This window comes from Abiotrophia defectiva ATCC 49176 (assembly GCF_000160075.2).
Lineage (GTDB): Bacteria > Bacillota > Bacilli > Lactobacillales > Aerococcaceae > Abiotrophia > Abiotrophia defectiva.
In genome coordinates, this window is record NZ_KI535340.1 from 1,195,449 (window position 1) to 1,210,472 (window position 15,024).

The 15,024-nt window shown below is 53.0% G+C and carries 16 protein-coding genes and 1 pseudogene; 9 read left to right on the forward strand and 8 right to left on the reverse strand.

What is annotated here, in order from left to right:
• From GCWU000182_RS10460 to GCWU000182_RS05610, 8 genes and pseudogenes are all read right to left on the reverse strand, one after another.
• Positions 1-158, reverse strand: a pseudogene (locus tag GCWU000182_RS10460) (IS256 family transposase); the annotation flags it as partial.
• A gap of 249 nt (positions 159-407) precedes the next feature.
• Positions 408-1,094 carry a YjjG family noncanonical pyrimidine nucleotidase gene (locus tag GCWU000182_RS05580; protein WP_023391826.1) on the reverse strand — a complete coding sequence of 229 codons (687 nt, stop codon included), beginning with the start codon at positions 1,092-1,094 and terminating at the stop codon, positions 408-410.
• A 16-nt stretch (positions 1,095-1,110) separates the two neighbouring features.
• Positions 1,111-1,917, reverse strand: a complete 807-nt coding sequence (locus GCWU000182_RS05585) for a GmrSD restriction endonuclease domain-containing protein (RefSeq protein ID WP_023391827.1) — start codon at positions 1,915-1,917, stop codon at positions 1,111-1,113.
• A gap of 30 nt (positions 1,918-1,947) precedes the next feature.
• Complete coding sequence (locus GCWU000182_RS05590; RefSeq protein ID WP_023391828.1) at positions 1,948-2,433, reverse strand: glutathione peroxidase; 486 nt, start codon at positions 2,431-2,433, stop codon at positions 1,948-1,950.
• Between the two features lie 73 nt (positions 2,434-2,506).
• Positions 2,507-4,045 (reverse strand): DUF438 domain-containing protein, encoded by a 1,539-nt coding sequence (locus tag GCWU000182_RS05595; RefSeq protein WP_051372930.1) that lies wholly within the window; start codon positions 4,043-4,045, stop codon positions 2,507-2,509.
• A complete protein-coding gene (locus tag GCWU000182_RS05600; RefSeq protein WP_023391830.1) occupies positions 4,035-4,280 on the reverse strand; it encodes a DUF1858 domain-containing protein in 246 nt (81 codons plus the stop codon). The genes GCWU000182_RS05595 and GCWU000182_RS05600 overlap by 11 nt, the downstream gene beginning before the upstream one ends.
• Positions 4,273-4,755 (reverse strand): threonine/serine exporter family protein, encoded by a 483-nt coding sequence (locus tag GCWU000182_RS05605; RefSeq protein WP_023391831.1) that lies wholly within the window; start codon positions 4,753-4,755, stop codon positions 4,273-4,275. Before GCWU000182_RS05605 ends, GCWU000182_RS05600 begins: the two co-directional genes overlap by 8 nt.
• Positions 4,752-5,522, reverse strand: coding sequence for a threonine/serine exporter family protein (locus GCWU000182_RS05610; RefSeq protein ID WP_023391832.1), 771 nt, complete (start codon positions 5,520-5,522; stop codon positions 4,752-4,754). Before GCWU000182_RS05610 ends, GCWU000182_RS05605 begins: the two co-directional genes overlap by 4 nt.
• Positions 5,523-5,727: 205 nt before the next feature.
• Between GCWU000182_RS05610 and GCWU000182_RS05615 the strand changes: the two genes are divergently transcribed.
• The 9 genes from GCWU000182_RS05615 to GCWU000182_RS09615 all read left to right on the forward strand — a co-directional run bounded on the left by GCWU000182_RS05615 (position 5,728) and on the right by GCWU000182_RS09615 (position 14,941).
• Complete coding sequence (locus GCWU000182_RS05615) at positions 5,728-6,420, forward strand: serine dehydratase beta chain (protein WP_035364170.1); 693 nt, start codon at positions 5,728-5,730, stop codon at positions 6,418-6,420.
• Positions 6,421-6,461: 41 nt separating this feature from the next.
• Positions 6,462-7,346: an L-serine ammonia-lyase, iron-sulfur-dependent, subunit alpha gene (gene sdaAA, locus GCWU000182_RS05620; RefSeq protein ID WP_035364621.1), complete on the forward strand. Its 885-nt coding sequence runs from the start codon at positions 6,462-6,464 to the stop codon at positions 7,344-7,346.
• Positions 7,347-7,484: 138 nt separating this feature from the next.
• The gene (locus GCWU000182_RS05625) at positions 7,485-7,748 is read left to right on the forward strand and encodes a hypothetical protein (RefSeq protein WP_023391835.1); all 264 of its coding nucleotides are present in this window, start codon (positions 7,485-7,487) and stop codon (positions 7,746-7,748) included.
• 56 nt (positions 7,749-7,804) lie between these two features.
• Positions 7,805-8,662 (forward strand): RecX family transcriptional regulator, encoded by an 858-nt coding sequence (locus GCWU000182_RS05630; RefSeq protein WP_023391836.1) that lies wholly within the window; start codon positions 7,805-7,807, stop codon positions 8,660-8,662.
• Between the two features lie 84 nt (positions 8,663-8,746).
• Positions 8,747-9,100 (forward strand): YlbF family regulator, encoded by a 354-nt coding sequence (locus tag GCWU000182_RS05635; protein ID WP_023391837.1) that lies wholly within the window; start codon positions 8,747-8,749, stop codon positions 9,098-9,100.
• 138 nt (positions 9,101-9,238) lie between these two features.
• Positions 9,239-10,519 (forward strand): metallophosphoesterase family protein, encoded by a 1,281-nt coding sequence (locus tag GCWU000182_RS05640; protein WP_023391838.1) that lies wholly within the window; start codon positions 9,239-9,241, stop codon positions 10,517-10,519.
• Positions 10,509-13,328 (forward strand): ATP-binding protein, encoded by a 2,820-nt coding sequence (locus GCWU000182_RS05645; protein ID WP_023391839.1) that lies wholly within the window; start codon positions 10,509-10,511, stop codon positions 13,326-13,328. Before GCWU000182_RS05640 ends, GCWU000182_RS05645 begins: the two co-directional genes overlap by 11 nt.
• Positions 13,325-14,269 (forward strand): 3'-5' exoribonuclease YhaM family protein, encoded by a 945-nt coding sequence (locus GCWU000182_RS05650; protein WP_023391840.1) that lies wholly within the window; start codon positions 13,325-13,327, stop codon positions 14,267-14,269. Before GCWU000182_RS05645 ends, GCWU000182_RS05650 begins: the two co-directional genes overlap by 4 nt.
• 15 nt (positions 14,270-14,284) lie before the next feature.
• The gene (locus GCWU000182_RS09615) at positions 14,285-14,941 is read left to right on the forward strand and encodes an SRPBCC domain-containing protein (RefSeq protein WP_051372931.1); all 657 of its coding nucleotides are present in this window, start codon (positions 14,285-14,287) and stop codon (positions 14,939-14,941) included.
• Positions 14,942-15,024 lie beyond the last annotated feature (83 nt).

Genomic DNA, 15,024 nt, shown 5'->3' on the forward strand with positions numbered 1-15,024 from the left:
CGTTCATGGGGTGCGGCTTGGATGAACTGGTGGCGTTCTTCTTCCATGTAGGCATTAAAGACGGTAATGGCCAGCGACTTCATGAGCGTGTTCATGTCACTGTTTAAAACTGCCTCTGTTAATTCTTCAAGTTTTAGGTTAATATTAAGGTAAGTCATGGTAATCTCCTCTTTCAATGTTTTCCGACAACTACATTGTACCAGAGATTACCTGGCTTTTTCTTTTTACACAATTATAGGGACTTAATCAGGAAAAGGCCCAAAACAGGGCAAAAGCTGGGAGCCAGTGGACCACTTTGTCGAGTGGACCACTGGCTAGGCCGAAAACCTGTGAAAAGGCGCAAAACGGGGCAAAAGCTAAGAGCCAGTGGACCACTCCGCCGAGTGGACCACTGGCTCCCCATCTTTTTAAAGTAAAATATCTCTAATTCTGGCATAATCCTGGACTTGATAGGTCAGGGGCAGGTCGGCCGGCGCGGCGGCTTGATGCGGGTTGTACCAGAGGCTGTCGATGCCGGCCTGGTGGGCGCCCAGCATGTCGCTTTGCAGGCGGTCGCCAATCATGAGGTAGGCGCTAGTGTCGTCGGCGCCGGTCATCTTGTAAATGGCCTGATAGAAGCCAGGGTCTGGCTTGCTGTGACCCAGTTCGCCGGAAATAGCCAGGTGGTCAAAGAGGTCTAGCCACTGAACCTGTGCCAGACGCTTGCGCTGGGTGTCGGAGACGCCGTTAGTAGCGGCCACCAGCTGGTAGCCAGCGCTTTTCAAGTCTAGCAAGAGGCGGTCGGCGCCGGGAAAGATTTGGTTGTGGACGACTAAAAGGTCGCGGTACTGGTCATCCAGGCTGCGGCCGTCCAGGTGATCCAGATGGGGCTGGAAAAATTCCTTGAAGCGGCGATCCAGGAGTTGGTCCAGAGTCAGCTGGCCCAATTCCAGCTGGTGCCAGAGTCGGTGGCTGTGGGCGTGGTAGTCGGCCAGGATCTGGTCGTTGTAGTCCAGGTCGTGGGCCTGGCAAAAGGCTTGCAGTGCCAGCGCCTGGCTAGCATCGAAATCCAGCAGGGTGTGGTCTAGGTCGAAGAGGAGGTATTTGTAATTCATTTTATTCTTTTCCTTTTCAAGGGGTAGGAGGGAATGTGGATTGAATCTCGCTTTCAGAATAGCCTAATACGACTCTGAGAAAAACAACTGGAATACCGGTTGCATCTGGTTTGAAAATTCTGTTGAAGTCAAACTTCAAATTGAGCTGACGAGCTAATAGTAGTCTGAAATAATCCTTAGATGGCTTCGCAGACCGGTTCTTAAAAATACGGTTTATATAAAAGTCTTTCTCCTCATAATATTCTTTTTTAGCGGGATTCATTACATCTTTTTCTTTTTTAGGGGAATTCATTACATCTTTCTTCGTTTGAAAATCCGCATTTTTGTACTCCTCTTTTCCATTTAATTCTCTCGATATTAAAGTCAGGTTACATATGGAATTGCAGGTGATTTGTGTAATTAGCTTATTGTTATAAGTGCCCTTTTTGGGACAGGTATTTGTTTTTTTAGGAACTTTAATGATTTCATCGAAGCAATTGGTACCTTTGGATGGAAAGATATGTTCAACTTCCCAAATCCTGTTAAAGTTCCCATTTTTTAGTACTACTTTCTTGTTAAAGGTTATTGATCTACTTTGGGGCCGGAATGCCCTTTCGATACTAATTAAGGCAAACCTAGCAAACCGCCGATTTATTCCTTTTGTGTAAAGATCTCGGTTTGCAATCTTCTTTTTGTACTTATTTAGTTGCTTAATCACATCATGAATCGAATTAAAACTTTTAGTATCTTGTTTCCTTCGGCCGTATACGATAAAGTCATCCCAAATTTCGTCCCCAAATATTTGTGTAAACTTAGTTTTAAAGTCGTCTACAGATATCACCATGGCTAGTAACTCCTTTCAGTTTATGTAGCCTCACTTCTCCCCCAACAATCGCTCAATATCTCGGGCGATGCGCTCAGGCTTGGTGGTGGCAAAGTAGCGTTTGACTACTTGGCCCTGGCGGTTAATCAGGAACTTGGCGAAGTTCCACTCGATGCGCCGGCCCATGCGACCGCGTTTTTGGGACTTGAGCCAGGTGTAGAGTGGGTCGGCTTGGTCGCCGTTAACTTCGATCTTGGCAAAGCGAGGGAAAGTGGTCTGGTAGTTGAGGCTACAGAAGTCATTGATTTCCTGGGCCGTGCCAGGGGTTTGGCCCTTGAATTGGTTGCAGGGAAAGTCCAAGACGGCGAAGCCTTGGTCGCGATAGCGGTCGTAGAGGGCTTGCAGGCCTTGGTATTGGGGCGTGAAGCCGCAACCGGTGGCGGTGTTGACAATTAAGAGCACCTGGCCGCGGTAGGCTTCCAGGGAAAAGGGCTGGCCGTCTTGGGCCATAACGCTGAAGTCCGTTACTTGTGTCATGGGTGAGCTCCTTAAGTTGGTGGTTTGTTTTCATGGGTGGGGTTTCGGGTAGGCCTGTCGTTTCAGGGCAAGTCTAGTCTTTGGCTTGCTCTCCATCCCCCTCCAAAGGCGCCAGGCCCCGTTTGTCTGGACCCAAATCCAGCAGGGGAGCGATGTCGTGGACATATTCCAGCACGCCCATGTATTGGTCCTGGTCATCGAAGACGCCGATATAGGTCACATAGGCGAAGCGGCCGTCCGAGCGGTGGAACCACATGGATTCGCTGGCCCGGCGCTTGTGCTTGAGGTCGTCAATCAGGGTCATGACCATGTCCAGGCTGCGGGGCGGGTGGCACATTTTGACGTGGCGACCGATAGCGCTAGGCACTCGGGGAAAGAGTTTGTTCTCGATAGCCATGGAAGTGTTGAAGTATTTGAAGAGATCGTTCTTGTCGATAAAGGTAATCTCAAAGGGCAGGTGATTGAGGATGAGGTTGGCTTCCTTAAGGCTGAGATAGCCGCCGCCAAAGGGTAGGTCGGCCTCGGGGTTGGGCGCCGGGCTAGTAGCTGAGTCAGCGGCTGAGTTGTCGGCTGGCTTAGCAGTTGGGCCAGCGGTCGAGGTAGAGGATGGATCACTGACTGAGCCAGCGCCTAAGTTGACGGCCGGTTCAGCCGCCGGGCCACTAGCCTGGTTGCTGCCTTGGCCGGCGCCTGCCCAAGAGTCGGCGCCTGGCAGTGGCTGCGTTTGGGCGGGCTGCCCAGCTTGGCCGGGAGCCTGAGCCTCACGTCCAGCTCCAGCCACATCCCCATTTTCCCCTTGCTCCCCAAACTTCACCCGGCTTGGTACCCACTCCTTGTCGGGCTGGATAATGGTATAGCCGAACTCGGGGCTGTCCTTGGCGATGGCCAGCCAGTCGTCCTCGCTGAAGAGGGACAGCAGCAAGGGGATCAGGATGGCTTCTTCCTTGAAGATCATGTCCTTGAATTCTTGGACGAAGGCCTGGTAAGTGGCCAGAACCTGGGCCACGGAGGCGCCTTCAGTCTGGTCAACTAACCCTTTCAATGCCTCCTTAGCCAGGCCAAATAAATCCCGAATCTGGTCGTCCACGCCCCACATAACCTTAGGCGGCGCGTCGTGGCCGTAGGACTCCATGATGGGGAAGAAGAGTTCTTCCTTGCGGCGGTAGTGGCGTTGGAATTGGTCTAGCAGCTGGTACTGGCGGGTCAGGCCACGAAGGAGACCAGGATCTAAGTCCTGGCCCTGGCTTTCCGCAGACTCCAGGGCATCCAGCAGGCGTTGAATCCGGTGGAGACCCGCTTGTAGGGCGAGGTTTTCTTGCTTGAAAATCCAGACGGGATGGCCTTCCTGTTGGCTGTCGGGCACTTCTTTGCCCTGGACGCCGGCGGCCATGACCTTGGCGTGGACGGTACAGAGCTTCATCACGTCTTCGAAGCCCACGCCGTGGTCGCCATTCATGAGTTCGTGTTCCATGAGGGAGACTTCAATAGGCGATACATCGCTAAAATGGGCCTGGAAGTCGGCCTCCACACTGTCGGAGCTGGCCCCATGGTGGAGGCGGAGTAGGATGTCCTTGAGGACTTGAATGCGTTGGTCGCGACTGCTATTGGTCATGATCATCCACTCCTTTGACCAGGTAGCCATTGTGGTGGAGCTCCTGAATGAGGACCTGGAGATCCAGGCCAATCAGGCTGGCGCCCCGTTCCAGGCTGGTCACCGCGCCCACGGTCTTGAGCATGACGGGATTGCCTAGGGGCTTGAAGCCCAGGTCAATGAGAAGTTCTTTGACTTCGGGATGGGCCTTGAGGGTCGTGGCGACCGGCAGGCTGAGGTCGATCCAATTATCCATGAGACTGCTCCTTTCGCTTGGCATTGGCTTGGTTGCGCAGATGGTGGTAGATTTCCAGGCAGGAATCCACCAGGAAAATAGACAGGGCAATGGCCCCAGCAATCAGGGCGGATTGCAGTAGGTAGTGGCTGGCTTGGGCCGGATTGTCGTTGATATAGTAAAAGGCCGTCCGGTAGACGCCAATCCCCGGTACTAAGGGGAAGAAGCCGGGAATGTAGAACATGGTGACTGGCGCCCGGAAGTTGCGGGCGAAGAGTTGGGACAGAATGGCAATGCCGATGCCAGCAACCAGAGTGGCGACGGCCGGTCCGTGGCCGGGCATGACTAAGAGGTAGATCAGATAGCCCAGGGCACCCACCCAACCGCATTTGAAGAGGAGGGAGCGGGGGATTTCCACCATGATGGCAGCCGTAATGGTGGCCACATAGGCCCCGGCTGTTTGGAAGCATAAGGAAAAGAGGGACATCCAGGTCATAGGCTCAACACTCCATTCGATACAAAGAGTCCTAGGGCGACACCCAGCCCTAAGCTAACGGCGATGACCAAGGCTTCCGCAATCTTGGCCAGGCCGGAGACGTAGTCGCCCTTGAGGGTGTCCCGAATCCCGTTGGTGAAGGCCGTGCCGGGGAAGAGGGGCATGAGGGCGGAAATAATGATAATGTCCAGATTATGGGGCTGGGGCACACCCAGCAAGACGAAGGGCATAATGGACCCCAGGAAGAAAGTAGAGACCGTCCCGGTCATGAGGGCATTCATGGCTAGCTTGCCTTGTAGCCAGTAACCAAAAATAACCAGTAGGGCGGCCAGGCCCGACACAGCAATATCCCAGATGGAGCCACCTAGGAGAACAGCGAAGGAAACCACCAGGAAGAAGACGGCCAGGTCGAAGTGGAAGAGGGTGTACTCGGAGACGTCCACCTTTTCTAGGCGAACCCGGGCCTCTTCTAGGCTAATCTCTCCCTTGGTCAGCTGGCGGGAAATATTGTTAACGTGGTGAATCTTACGCAGGTGGGTGCCGCGGTGCTTGATGCGGCGGACGATGGTAATGGGCTCGATGCTGGGGTCGTCTAAGGTGACGAAGAGGCCGGTGGTATTGGCGAAGACTTCAGTGGTCTGGCATTGGCTGGTCTTGAGGATGCGCTCGACCGTGTCTTCAATCCGATAACTCTCGGCCTGACTTTCCAGCATGATGCGGCCGGCCAGGACGGCAACTTCGGCAATTTTCTTATATTCTTGTTTCACGCGTGGTCTCCCTTTCTTGACATGTCTATACCCTATTGATTATACACCAATGTGCCCAGTCCGGCTAGTTGCTGGGGGCCAGTTTTTTGGCGCCAGATTTTCTTAAAAAAAGCCAGAAAAATTGAGTGCTTTTGCTAGAAAAATAGGGGCCTGAGGGTGTATAATAAGGAGATGACAAAGCCATATGGAGAGGAGCGGTGCTAGCATGAGCCAGGAAGCCAAGATTCAAGCCAAAAATACCAGCTATTCTAGCTGTTTTGACGTGATTGGACCTGTCATGGTAGGACCGTCTTCTTCACATACGGCTGGCGCCATTAATATCGGGGCAGCGGCCCAGAAGATTTACCGTGACCGCCCAACCGAGATTATCGTCCGCTACTACGAGTCCTTTGCGGAGACGCATCTGGGACACGGAACGGATTTTGCGACCATCGCTGGCGTTTTGGGCTTTTCTTACGACGACCATCGGGTTCCCAACTCAGTGGACATCGCCCGTAACCAGGGGATGAAGGTGCAATTTATCGAGATGGAGGGGCCAAGTCCTTATAACCATCCCAATACGGCTGACATTACCTTAATCAACGACCACAAGACTTCTCGCCTAGTCGGGGTTTCGGTGGGCGGCGGTAAGGTGGAGTTACGCCTGATTGAGCTGGGGGGCTTCTTGATTGAGCCGACAGGCTATTTGCCGGCCTTGCTCCTAATCAGTGACCGGCCGGAGACGGAGGCTAGCTTCTTGGCGCGCTTTGCGGCCGAAGGCATTGTGGTCACTCAGACCTTGAGCCAGGCAGTCCAAGGACGTTACCTGTCTTATTTCGAGATCCAGCACCACTTTCCACAGAGTCTCTACTATGCCATGGAAGAAATGGACCATGTGGAGTCTTTAATTCTACTCTAGTTGTGTCGACAGCTATCAATTGTTGAGGTAAAGAAATGGGAATTTTTGAATCGATTGAAGCTATTGTGGACTACGCCCAAGAGACGGGCCTGTCCCTGGCTGAGATTATGATTGAACAGGAGATGCGGATTAACCGGACTAGCCGGGAAGCCGTCCTCCATAAGATGTCGGATGCCCTCTTAGCTATGGAAAATGCCTACCAGCGAGGGATTACCGGAGAAGGCGTCTTCTCACCAACCGGTTTAACGGGCGGCAATGCCGTCAAGATGCGCAAGTACCGCCAAGCAGGCAAAACCCTCTCAGGGCAAATGACCCTGGTGGGGGTGGAAGCGGCCTTGGCTACCAACGAGGTCAATGCCGCCATGGGTGTGGTCTGTGCCACCCCCACCGCAGGTGCCAGCGGGACCTTGCCGGGAGTGCTCTTTGCCATCCATGAACAGTACCATCTGTCCAAGGAAGACAAGCTTAACTTCCTCTTTGTGGCAGCCCTCTTCGGCATGGTAACGGCCAACAATGCCTTTATTTCAGGGGCGGCGGGTGGCTGTCAGGCTGAAGTCGGTTCGGCTTCCGCTATGGCGGCGGCCGCGGCTGTGGCCATTATGGGCGGCAGCCCGGCCCAGTCAGCCCATGCCTTTGCTATGGCTTTAGGCAACCTGCTGGGTCTGGTTTGTGACCCGGTGGCCGGTTTGGTGGAAGTGCCTTGCGTTAAGCGAAACACGGTCGGTTCAACCAACGCCTTGATTTGTGCTGATATGGCCCTGGCCGGAATTGAAAATCAAATTCCAGCCGATGAGGTTATTGAAGCCATGTACAAGGTGGGTCGCAATATGCCGCGCGAACTTCGTGAGACAGGGTTAGGGGGATTAGCCGATACCCCGACCGGGAATCGAATTAAGATGCGGATCTTTGGGCGTGAAGTCACCTAGGTTATGAGCCTATGGCTGTCCCCTCTAGTAACCTATAGCCCTCTGGGGCAATGTAAGACCATTTAGCAAGACCATTTGCAAGACCCATCGTCACTCGCTGACTGTATGGCATTCTAAGAATAGGTGAGGGATAAACTCATGAATAATCAAGAAACTGTTTTAACATTTGCACAAGGTAGCTTAATTGCTAAGAACGAGCTGGTCTTTGAACTAAGCCTGGCTGATCAAGCTAGCTACTTCATCTACTGTGAGTCCGCTGAGGCGGCAGAACGCTTTGCCTTTCAAGCTAAACAATTAGTGGAGACCTTGGCGCCAAGCGGCGACCAGGCTGCTAGCTTGTTGGTGTCTTTCGTCAAGGAAAATCCAGCTGGCTTGGCCTATCGCTACACGGTGGGCCAATAGTCAGGCGACTTTAGCCAACCTCAGCCAATACCAGCAACTTGACCAGGAGGTGCCCCATGCGCGTAAGCCGGATTGAAGTACAGAAGAAGGACAAGAGTCGTTACTCGGTCTATCTGGACGACAGCTTCTGGCTGGGCGTGTCAGAGGGGACCTTGATCAAGTTCAACCTGGCCAAGGGCCAGACCCTGACCTCGGAAGAGTGTCAGACCATTCGCGATTATGAGCAGGAAGAGTCCCTCTATCTTAGGGCCATCAAGCACTTGTCGCGGGCCCTTAAGTCCAGTGGTGAGGTCTATGACTATCTCAAGGCCCAGGCCCTCAAGCAAGCGGACCTGGATAGCCTGGAAGCCAAGGAAGATTTTCTAGCGGAATTAGAACCTTATTTGGGTCGGGTCATTGGCCGGCTAGTCAGCCAGGGTTACCTGGATGATGCCCTATACGGGCGTAGCCTGGTCTTGACCGAGGCCCGGGTAGGGCGCAAGGGGCCCCAGCTAATCGGCCGTAAGCTTCAAGACAAGGGCCTGACAGCCAGTCAGATTGCTCATGCCTTGGAAGCCTATGAAGTGGATTTGCTGGAGGAAAATATCCAAACTTTAATTGAAAAGTTCTACAAGTCCCATCGCCGCCTGCCGGCTGGCCAGCTTAAGCGCAAGGTTCAGGAACATCTTCTGACCAAGGGTTACAGCCTGGCCATGATTCAGCCTTACTTGGAAGACTGTCAGCCAGAGGCCGACTTGGACCATGAAGCCGACTTGGTTGACCAAGCGGCTAGCAAGGCCCGTCGCCAACTGAGCCGACGCCATGAGGGCAAGGCCTTAATCCTTAAGATTAAGGAGTCCCTCTACCGCAAGGGCTTTGACCTGGATTTGGTCAATCAGTGGCTGGATGCCCAGGACTGGGAAGAACCGATTTAATTCAATAGTAATAAAGTATTAATAGCCGAGCTTGGCTTGGATGTGATACACTAAGAATGAAGAAATTTGAAGGGAGATAGACGCATGTCTAACCAAAATGTCTACGATACAGCCAATCAATTAGAACGTGAAATTCGTCAGTTGCCAGAAGTGGCCGCTATTCGTCAGGCCCTAGCAGGGATTGAAGCAGATGAAACTTCTAAGACCTTATTTGAGAGCTACAAGCAGCAAGTTCAAGCACTCAGCCTACGTGAGGCTCAAGGCCATCCAATTGGCGAAGAAGAAATGAAGCAGATTGATGAACTGTCCAAGGGCATCATGGCAGATGATCACATTAGAGGCTTGATTGAGGCCGAGCGCCGTATGGATCAAATCATTCGCGACCTCAACAACATCATCACCAAGCCTTTACAAGAAATCTATCAACAACAAGCCTAAGTATAGGCTGGCACCAACTGGAAGCCCCAGCCTCACCTGAGGGTGACGGCTCCCAGTTGTTTTTGTGTCAAGGGGTGGGACTGCCCCGCTTGACCCTGTGATGTTCAGTCCACCTATCCCTAAAGAAAGGAGAATTTGATGAAATTATTACATATTGCAGATTTACATCTCGATAGTCCCTTTACTGGGCTCACCAAGCAATTGCACTCATTACAAAAACACCTTATTCAATCTCCTTACCAGGCCTTCGAGCGTTGTGTCTCGATTGCCATTAACCAAGCGGTCGACCTTATGGTCATTGCCGGTGACATCTATGACACCGAGCAACAGACGGTGACGGCCCAACATTTCTTCCTTAAGCAATTAGAACGTCTTCATATTGCCAAGATTCCTGTGGTCCTCTGCCATGGTAATCACGACTACCTACGCATGGAATGTCAGTCGGTCCCATATCCCGATAATGTTCACCTCTTCAAAGACCAAGAAGTGACCGCCATCGATATCCCCCTTGCTGACGACCAGACCGTGCGTTGCTATGGCTTCTCCTATACCAAACGTTGGGTAGATGCTCGCATGATTGACAGCTATCCGGTCAACCCGCATGAGACCACCTACACCCTTGGGGTCTTGCACGGCCAAGAATCGGGCGACCACTATGCGCCCTTTGACCTGGAAAGCCTGCTGAGCAAGAACTACGACTACTGGGCCCTGGGTCATATTCATCAGGCTCAAGTCCTCAAGGAGCAGCCTCTGATTCAGTATCCTGGGACCATCCAGGGTCGCCACCGCAAGGAATTGGGCGACAAGGGGGCCTTCATCGTGGAACTCAAGCCACAGACGCCGGCCAAGTCCCAGTTTATTTCCTTGGCACCCATTGTCTGGCAGGAAGCCCATCTGGAATGTCGCTCTAACTGGCATGAACTAGACCTAGTCCAAGCCCTGGAAGGCATCCAGCGCAATTATCAAGCCGAGGCAGAAGCTTCTAACCAGTCCCAACTGGTGACCGTGGTCTTGGACCACTATGAGAAGTTGCCAGCTAACTTGGCCAGCCAGGTAGAATCGGGTGAGGTGCTAGCGGCCCTGCAAGCTGATGTGATCAACACGCCATTTGTGGCCCTAGTTAGCTTGCAAACGGTCAGCCAAGTGGCCATCGAGCCTTTCCAATACGATGCTAGCCTCAAGGACAGCTTTGACCAGGCTAGCCAGGCCTTGAAGACCGGTGACCTCTATGGTCGCGTCATGCAGCCGCTCTTCAGCAATGCCACCCTTAGAACCTGGTTGGGCGATCTGACCCAAGACCAGGAGCTCAAGGATTCGGTCATCCACAATGGCCAGCAGCTGGTGGTTCAAGCCGTGGGCTTTGACGCTGACGATGAGGACCTGACATCCGGAGAGGAGGGGACGGCTCATGAAGATTAAGACACTGGAGATTTATGGCTATGGCAAATGGGTCAACCAGAAATTCGAACTGGGCGACCAACTCCAACTCTTCTATGGTAAGAATGAAGCTGGTAAGTCTACCTTACAATCCTTTATCCGCAGCATGCTCTTTGGTTTCCCAAGCCGTCGGCGCCGGGTCAACCAGCAGAACCGTTATGAACCTAAGCAACATGAGACCTATGGGGGCCGCATGCTCCTGACCGAGACCGACTTCGGTGACATTTGGGTGGAGCGGACTAGCAAGACCCTACGGGTAACGCGAACCGACGGGGAAGAGTTGCCAGCTAAGACCTTGGATGAGGTCTTGGGGGGCTTGGACGAGAAGCTCTTCGATAACTTCTATGCCTTCAGCCTGCAGAACCTGCAGGAGCTGGCCAATATCGGGGCCGATCAACTCAATGATTACTTCATGAGTATCGGGACCGTGGGGAGCGACCAATTCCTCAAGATTGCCAAGCAGTATCAGAAGGAGACCGATGACCTCTACCGGCCAAATGGCCAGAGCCGGCCTCTCAATGTGCTCCTAGCCGAGTATGAAGAACTGGCCCAACAAGTGGAAGTGCTCCATCTGCAGATGGGGGCCTATGATGAGCTGACCCGTCGCCGTCAGGAAGAGGAAGAAGCCATTGCCCGCCTCAACCAAGAAATCAAGGACCTGGAGAAGGAAATCCGTGCCCAAGACAAATTAGTGGGCCTCTATGACATCTACCTCAAGGACCGGGCTGCCAAGCGGGAGCTGGAGCAACTGGTCTTCACGCCCCTGTCTGAACAGACCGTGCGGGAGATTTCCGATGCCCTCAAGCTCAACCAGGCCAGCGAAATCCAAATCGTCCAATTGGAAGAACGGATTCGCAACCTCAAGGGTGAGCTAGGCAGCTTGACCAAGCTCAACTGGGCCCGTAACCACGCGGAAGATCGCCAGAAATGGTTAGTCGAGACCGCCAAGGCCAAGGAAACCCAGACCGTCATTGAACAGTTGACCGCCCGCATCCAAGAGCAGGGCGAGCTCATGACCCAGTTGGCCCACCAAGGCCAGTTCTTCCCTGAAAAGGTTGAACAGGGACCTGCCTATGACGCCAAGCTGGAAGAAGGGCTAGCCCTCCAAGCTGACAAGCTAGACTTGCTCAAGCAGGAAGAAGCCCTCAAGGCCGAGCGCAAGGTCTACTTGGAACAACGCAAGGAACAACAAAACTATACAGCCATTGTGCGCCAACAAGTGGTTCACCTAGAGCACCAGCGCATGAATGAAGAAGCCCAACTCATGCAGGCAACCAGCCTCAACCAGTATTTCCCTGGTATTTTGGCCTTTGCCGGCGGGCTCTTCCTGGCCTTCTATCAGAACATGACCAAGGGCGCCAACCTGCTCTTCTGGTTAGGGGTGCTGATCCTGGTGGTCGGGGTCCTCAGTATTGGTTATATCTTCCAATCCAACCGCCGTCGCTACCAGGCCTTCTATAATAGTCCCGTCCTCAACAAGATTCAGGACCTGCGCGAGAAGGAAATTCAATACCTGGAACAAAGCAAGGTCTTGGGTACCCAGATTAACCAACGTGAGGAAGCCATCGAAGCCATTGAAGCCGAGCTTAAGAACTTAGCCAGCAAGCAATCCCGCTGGTTGGCAGCCATGGGCTTCTACCCAACGGCAGATCCTGAGCTCATCCTCAAGGCCAACCCGGTTAAGCAATACTTCGCCGCTGAGAATCAGAAGAAAGATTTGGAAGCTCAGAAGGATAAGCTGACCCAGCAATTAACCGAGTGGCGTAGCCTCTTGCAGCCCCTCTTCGAACGTTTCCCATTGGTGGACGATTCGGTTCGTCAACAAATTCGCCATGTCGAAGACGTAGAAGTCAGCCTGGTGCGGACCATGGAGCGGGGCCAAGTCATTGATGACCGCCTAGATGAAGCGGCCCAACAAATGAAGGCCCAAGAAGATGCCATTGCCGAGCGTCAAGCCATGATTGGTCAAGTCTTCAAGGACACCCATGCCCAAGATGAACTGGACTTCTTCCAAAAGGTCGAAACCAACCAGTTAATCGAAGAATTAACCGCCAAACGGGCCCTTTACGCTGAGCAAATGGAAGGCTATGAAGAAGCCCTAACCCAGGTTCAAAACAAGCAAAGCCTGTTGGAAAACTTCCACCGTCTGGAACACCAGTTGGAGACCCTCAAGGAACGCCTAGTACCGCATCACCGCGAGCGGGCCGACCTGGAAGTGGAAATCCACCACCTGGAACAAGACGGCACCTACCAAGAAAAGGTCCAAGCCTTGGCCAACAAGGAGACCCAAGTTCGGGATATGGTGGCCCTATGGGGTCGCAAGCGGATTGCTATGGAATTGATCTATGCCACCCTACGTCATGGGTTGGACAATCCGCTGCCTGAGATGAACCGCCTAGCTGATGAGCTCTTCGAGACCCTAAGCTACGGCCGTTACACCCAGATTAAGCTCCAAAAAGACGGCATCAAGGTACGTCAGTTCTCTGACATCTACTTTGAACCGCATGAACTATCCCAAGGGACCCTGGAACAACTCTATGTGGCCCTGCGGATTGCCTTCATTGAGAATGTTCGGACCATGGTCAAGATGCCAATCTTGATTGACGATGCCTTCGTCAACTTCGACGAGTATCGCAAGGCCAGCATGTACCAAGTCCTAGGCCAAATTTCGGAACGCATTCAAGTCCTCTTCTTCACCTTTGACCAACAAGCCGTTCATTTCTTCGACGGGGCAAGGGCTGTGAACTTGGACGCCATTCAAGTGACTCAAGCAGAGGAGGAACCGGCATGACCCAATTATTAGACCTCAAACATGGCGAGAGCTTCGCGCTCTTCGTCCTCATTAAATCCGCCGACATCCGGGTAGCCCGCAATGGCAATCCCTTCATCGCCTTCCGCTTCCAAGACCGTTCTGGCAGCATGGATGGCATGTACTGGTCGGCCACCGAGGAAGAGATTGCCCGCTATCAAGCCGGCAAGGTAGTCTTCCTCAAGGGTGAGCGGGACACCTATAATGGAACCCCGCAGATTAAGATTCAGAGCTTGCGCCTAGCTGATGCTGGTGAGCCAGATGATCCCACCCTCTATGTGGAACATATCGGGATTAAGAAGGAGACCCTGGAGGAAGCCCTCAATGAGGCTTTGCTGGAGATTCACGAGTCCCATATTGCCCGCATCGTTCGTAAGATTCTCAACTATGCCAAGGAGGATTTCTTCTCCTATCCGGCAGCTAAGCGCAACCACCACGCCCTAGCGGGTGGGCTCAGCTACCACACCATTTCCATGTTGCAGGTAGGGCGGGCGCTACTCAAGATTTACCCAGAGGTCAATGCCAGCCTGCTCTTAGGCGGTATTATCCTACATGATATGGGTAAAACCATCGAGTTGTCAGGTGCCATTGCCACTGAGTACACCCTCAAGGGTAAGATGATGGGCCATATCGTCATTGTGGACGAGTTGATTGACCGGGCCTGTGCCGAGCTGGGCTTTGACCCAGATTCTGAGCCAGTACTCCTGCTCAAGCACGTAGTCCTAGCCCACCATGGCAAGTTGGAGTATGGTAGCCCGGTGGCGCCTCAGCTGCTAGAAGCCGAGCTCATCCATCACATTGACAATATGGATGCCACTTTTAATATGATTGCGACGGCCTTAGCTAAGGTCGAGCCTGGTAATTTCTCTGAGGCCATCTATCCGCTAGACCGGCGTCAATTCTACAAACCTACGTTTAAATAAAGGAGCTTAAGGCCTATGAGTGAACACGAGCACTGTCAACATCATGACCACGATCATTCCTGTGGTTGCGGCCATGACCATCATCACCACCACGAGCATGCTTGCGGCTGTGGCCATGACCACCATCATGAACACGCTCACGCCCATGACCATGCAGGTTGCGGCTGCGGCTGTGGCCACGATCATGGTCACGAGGAAAACCAAGGCGTTAGCGTCCAATTCAGCGGCGTTTTCAGCCTGCCTAAGGAGCAAGTTTGGTCCCTCTTAACGGAAAATGACAAGCTGCAATCCTGGTATCCAGAGCTAGAATTCCAAGGCCTGGAGACAGGGGCCAGCCTCAAGTTCAACTATAAGACAGGCGGCCATGAAGACATGATGGTTCTGGATGTGGAGCCTAATGCTTACTTGTCCTTTACCTGGGACTTGAACATTGTGACCTTCGAACTGCATGAGTTAGAGCCTGGTAAGACCACCCTGATCTTCACCGAGTGGCTGGCTGAGCTTAACGACCACAGTCCTAAGGACTTGACCAGCTGGATGATTGCCCTGCAGAACATGGCGGAAGTTGCCGAAGGCAAGCCCGTCAGCGACCGTGAGGCCCAATTCCACGAATACTATCCAAAAATTAAAGAAATGCTGACCCAACAGACCGACGTGGTCTTCGAGGACTAGTCAGTAAGAGAGAAGGATGGAAGCTTGCTTCCGTCCTTTTTTTGTTGTGGGGTGGATAGGCCGAAGAGGGGCATCGGAGCGTG

Coding starts and splice junctions, on each gene's coding strand:
- GCWU000182_RS09615 (WP_051372931.1), top strand. CDS start 14,285: ATGAGTGAACACGAGCACTGTCAACATCATGACCACGATCATTCCTGT.
- GCWU000182_RS05580 (WP_023391826.1), bottom strand. CDS start 1,094: ATGAATTACAAATACCTCCTCTTCGACCTAGACCACACCCTGCTGGAT.
- GCWU000182_RS05590 (WP_023391828.1), bottom strand. CDS start 2,433: ATGACACAAGTAACGGACTTCAGCGTTATGGCCCAAGACGGCCAGCCC.
- GCWU000182_RS05595 (WP_051372930.1), bottom strand. CDS start 4,045: ATGACCAATAGCAGTCGCGACCAACGCATTCAAGTCCTCAAGGACATC.
- GCWU000182_RS05650 (WP_023391840.1), top strand. CDS start 13,325: ATGACCCAATTATTAGACCTCAAACATGGCGAGAGCTTCGCGCTCTTC.
- GCWU000182_RS05630 (WP_023391836.1), top strand. CDS start 7,805: ATGCGCGTAAGCCGGATTGAAGTACAGAAGAAGGACAAGAGTCGTTAC.
- GCWU000182_RS05615 (WP_035364170.1), top strand. CDS start 5,728: ATGAGCCAGGAAGCCAAGATTCAAGCCAAAAATACCAGCTATTCTAGC.
- GCWU000182_RS05605 (WP_023391831.1), bottom strand. CDS start 4,755: ATGACCTGGATGTCCCTCTTTTCCTTATGCTTCCAAACAGCCGGGGCC.
- GCWU000182_RS05645 (WP_023391839.1), top strand. CDS start 10,509: ATGAAGATTAAGACACTGGAGATTTATGGCTATGGCAAATGGGTCAAC.
- GCWU000182_RS05635 (WP_023391837.1), top strand. CDS start 8,747: ATGTCTAACCAAAATGTCTACGATACAGCCAATCAATTAGAACGTGAA.
- GCWU000182_RS05625 (WP_023391835.1), top strand. CDS start 7,485: ATGAATAATCAAGAAACTGTTTTAACATTTGCACAAGGTAGCTTAATT.
- GCWU000182_RS05600 (WP_023391830.1), bottom strand. CDS start 4,280: ATGGATAATTGGATCGACCTCAGCCTGCCGGTCGCCACGACCCTCAAG.
- GCWU000182_RS05640 (WP_023391838.1), top strand. CDS start 9,239: ATGAAATTATTACATATTGCAGATTTACATCTCGATAGTCCCTTTACT.
- GCWU000182_RS05585 (WP_023391827.1), bottom strand. CDS start 1,917: ATGGTGATATCTGTAGACGACTTTAAAACTAAGTTTACACAAATATTT.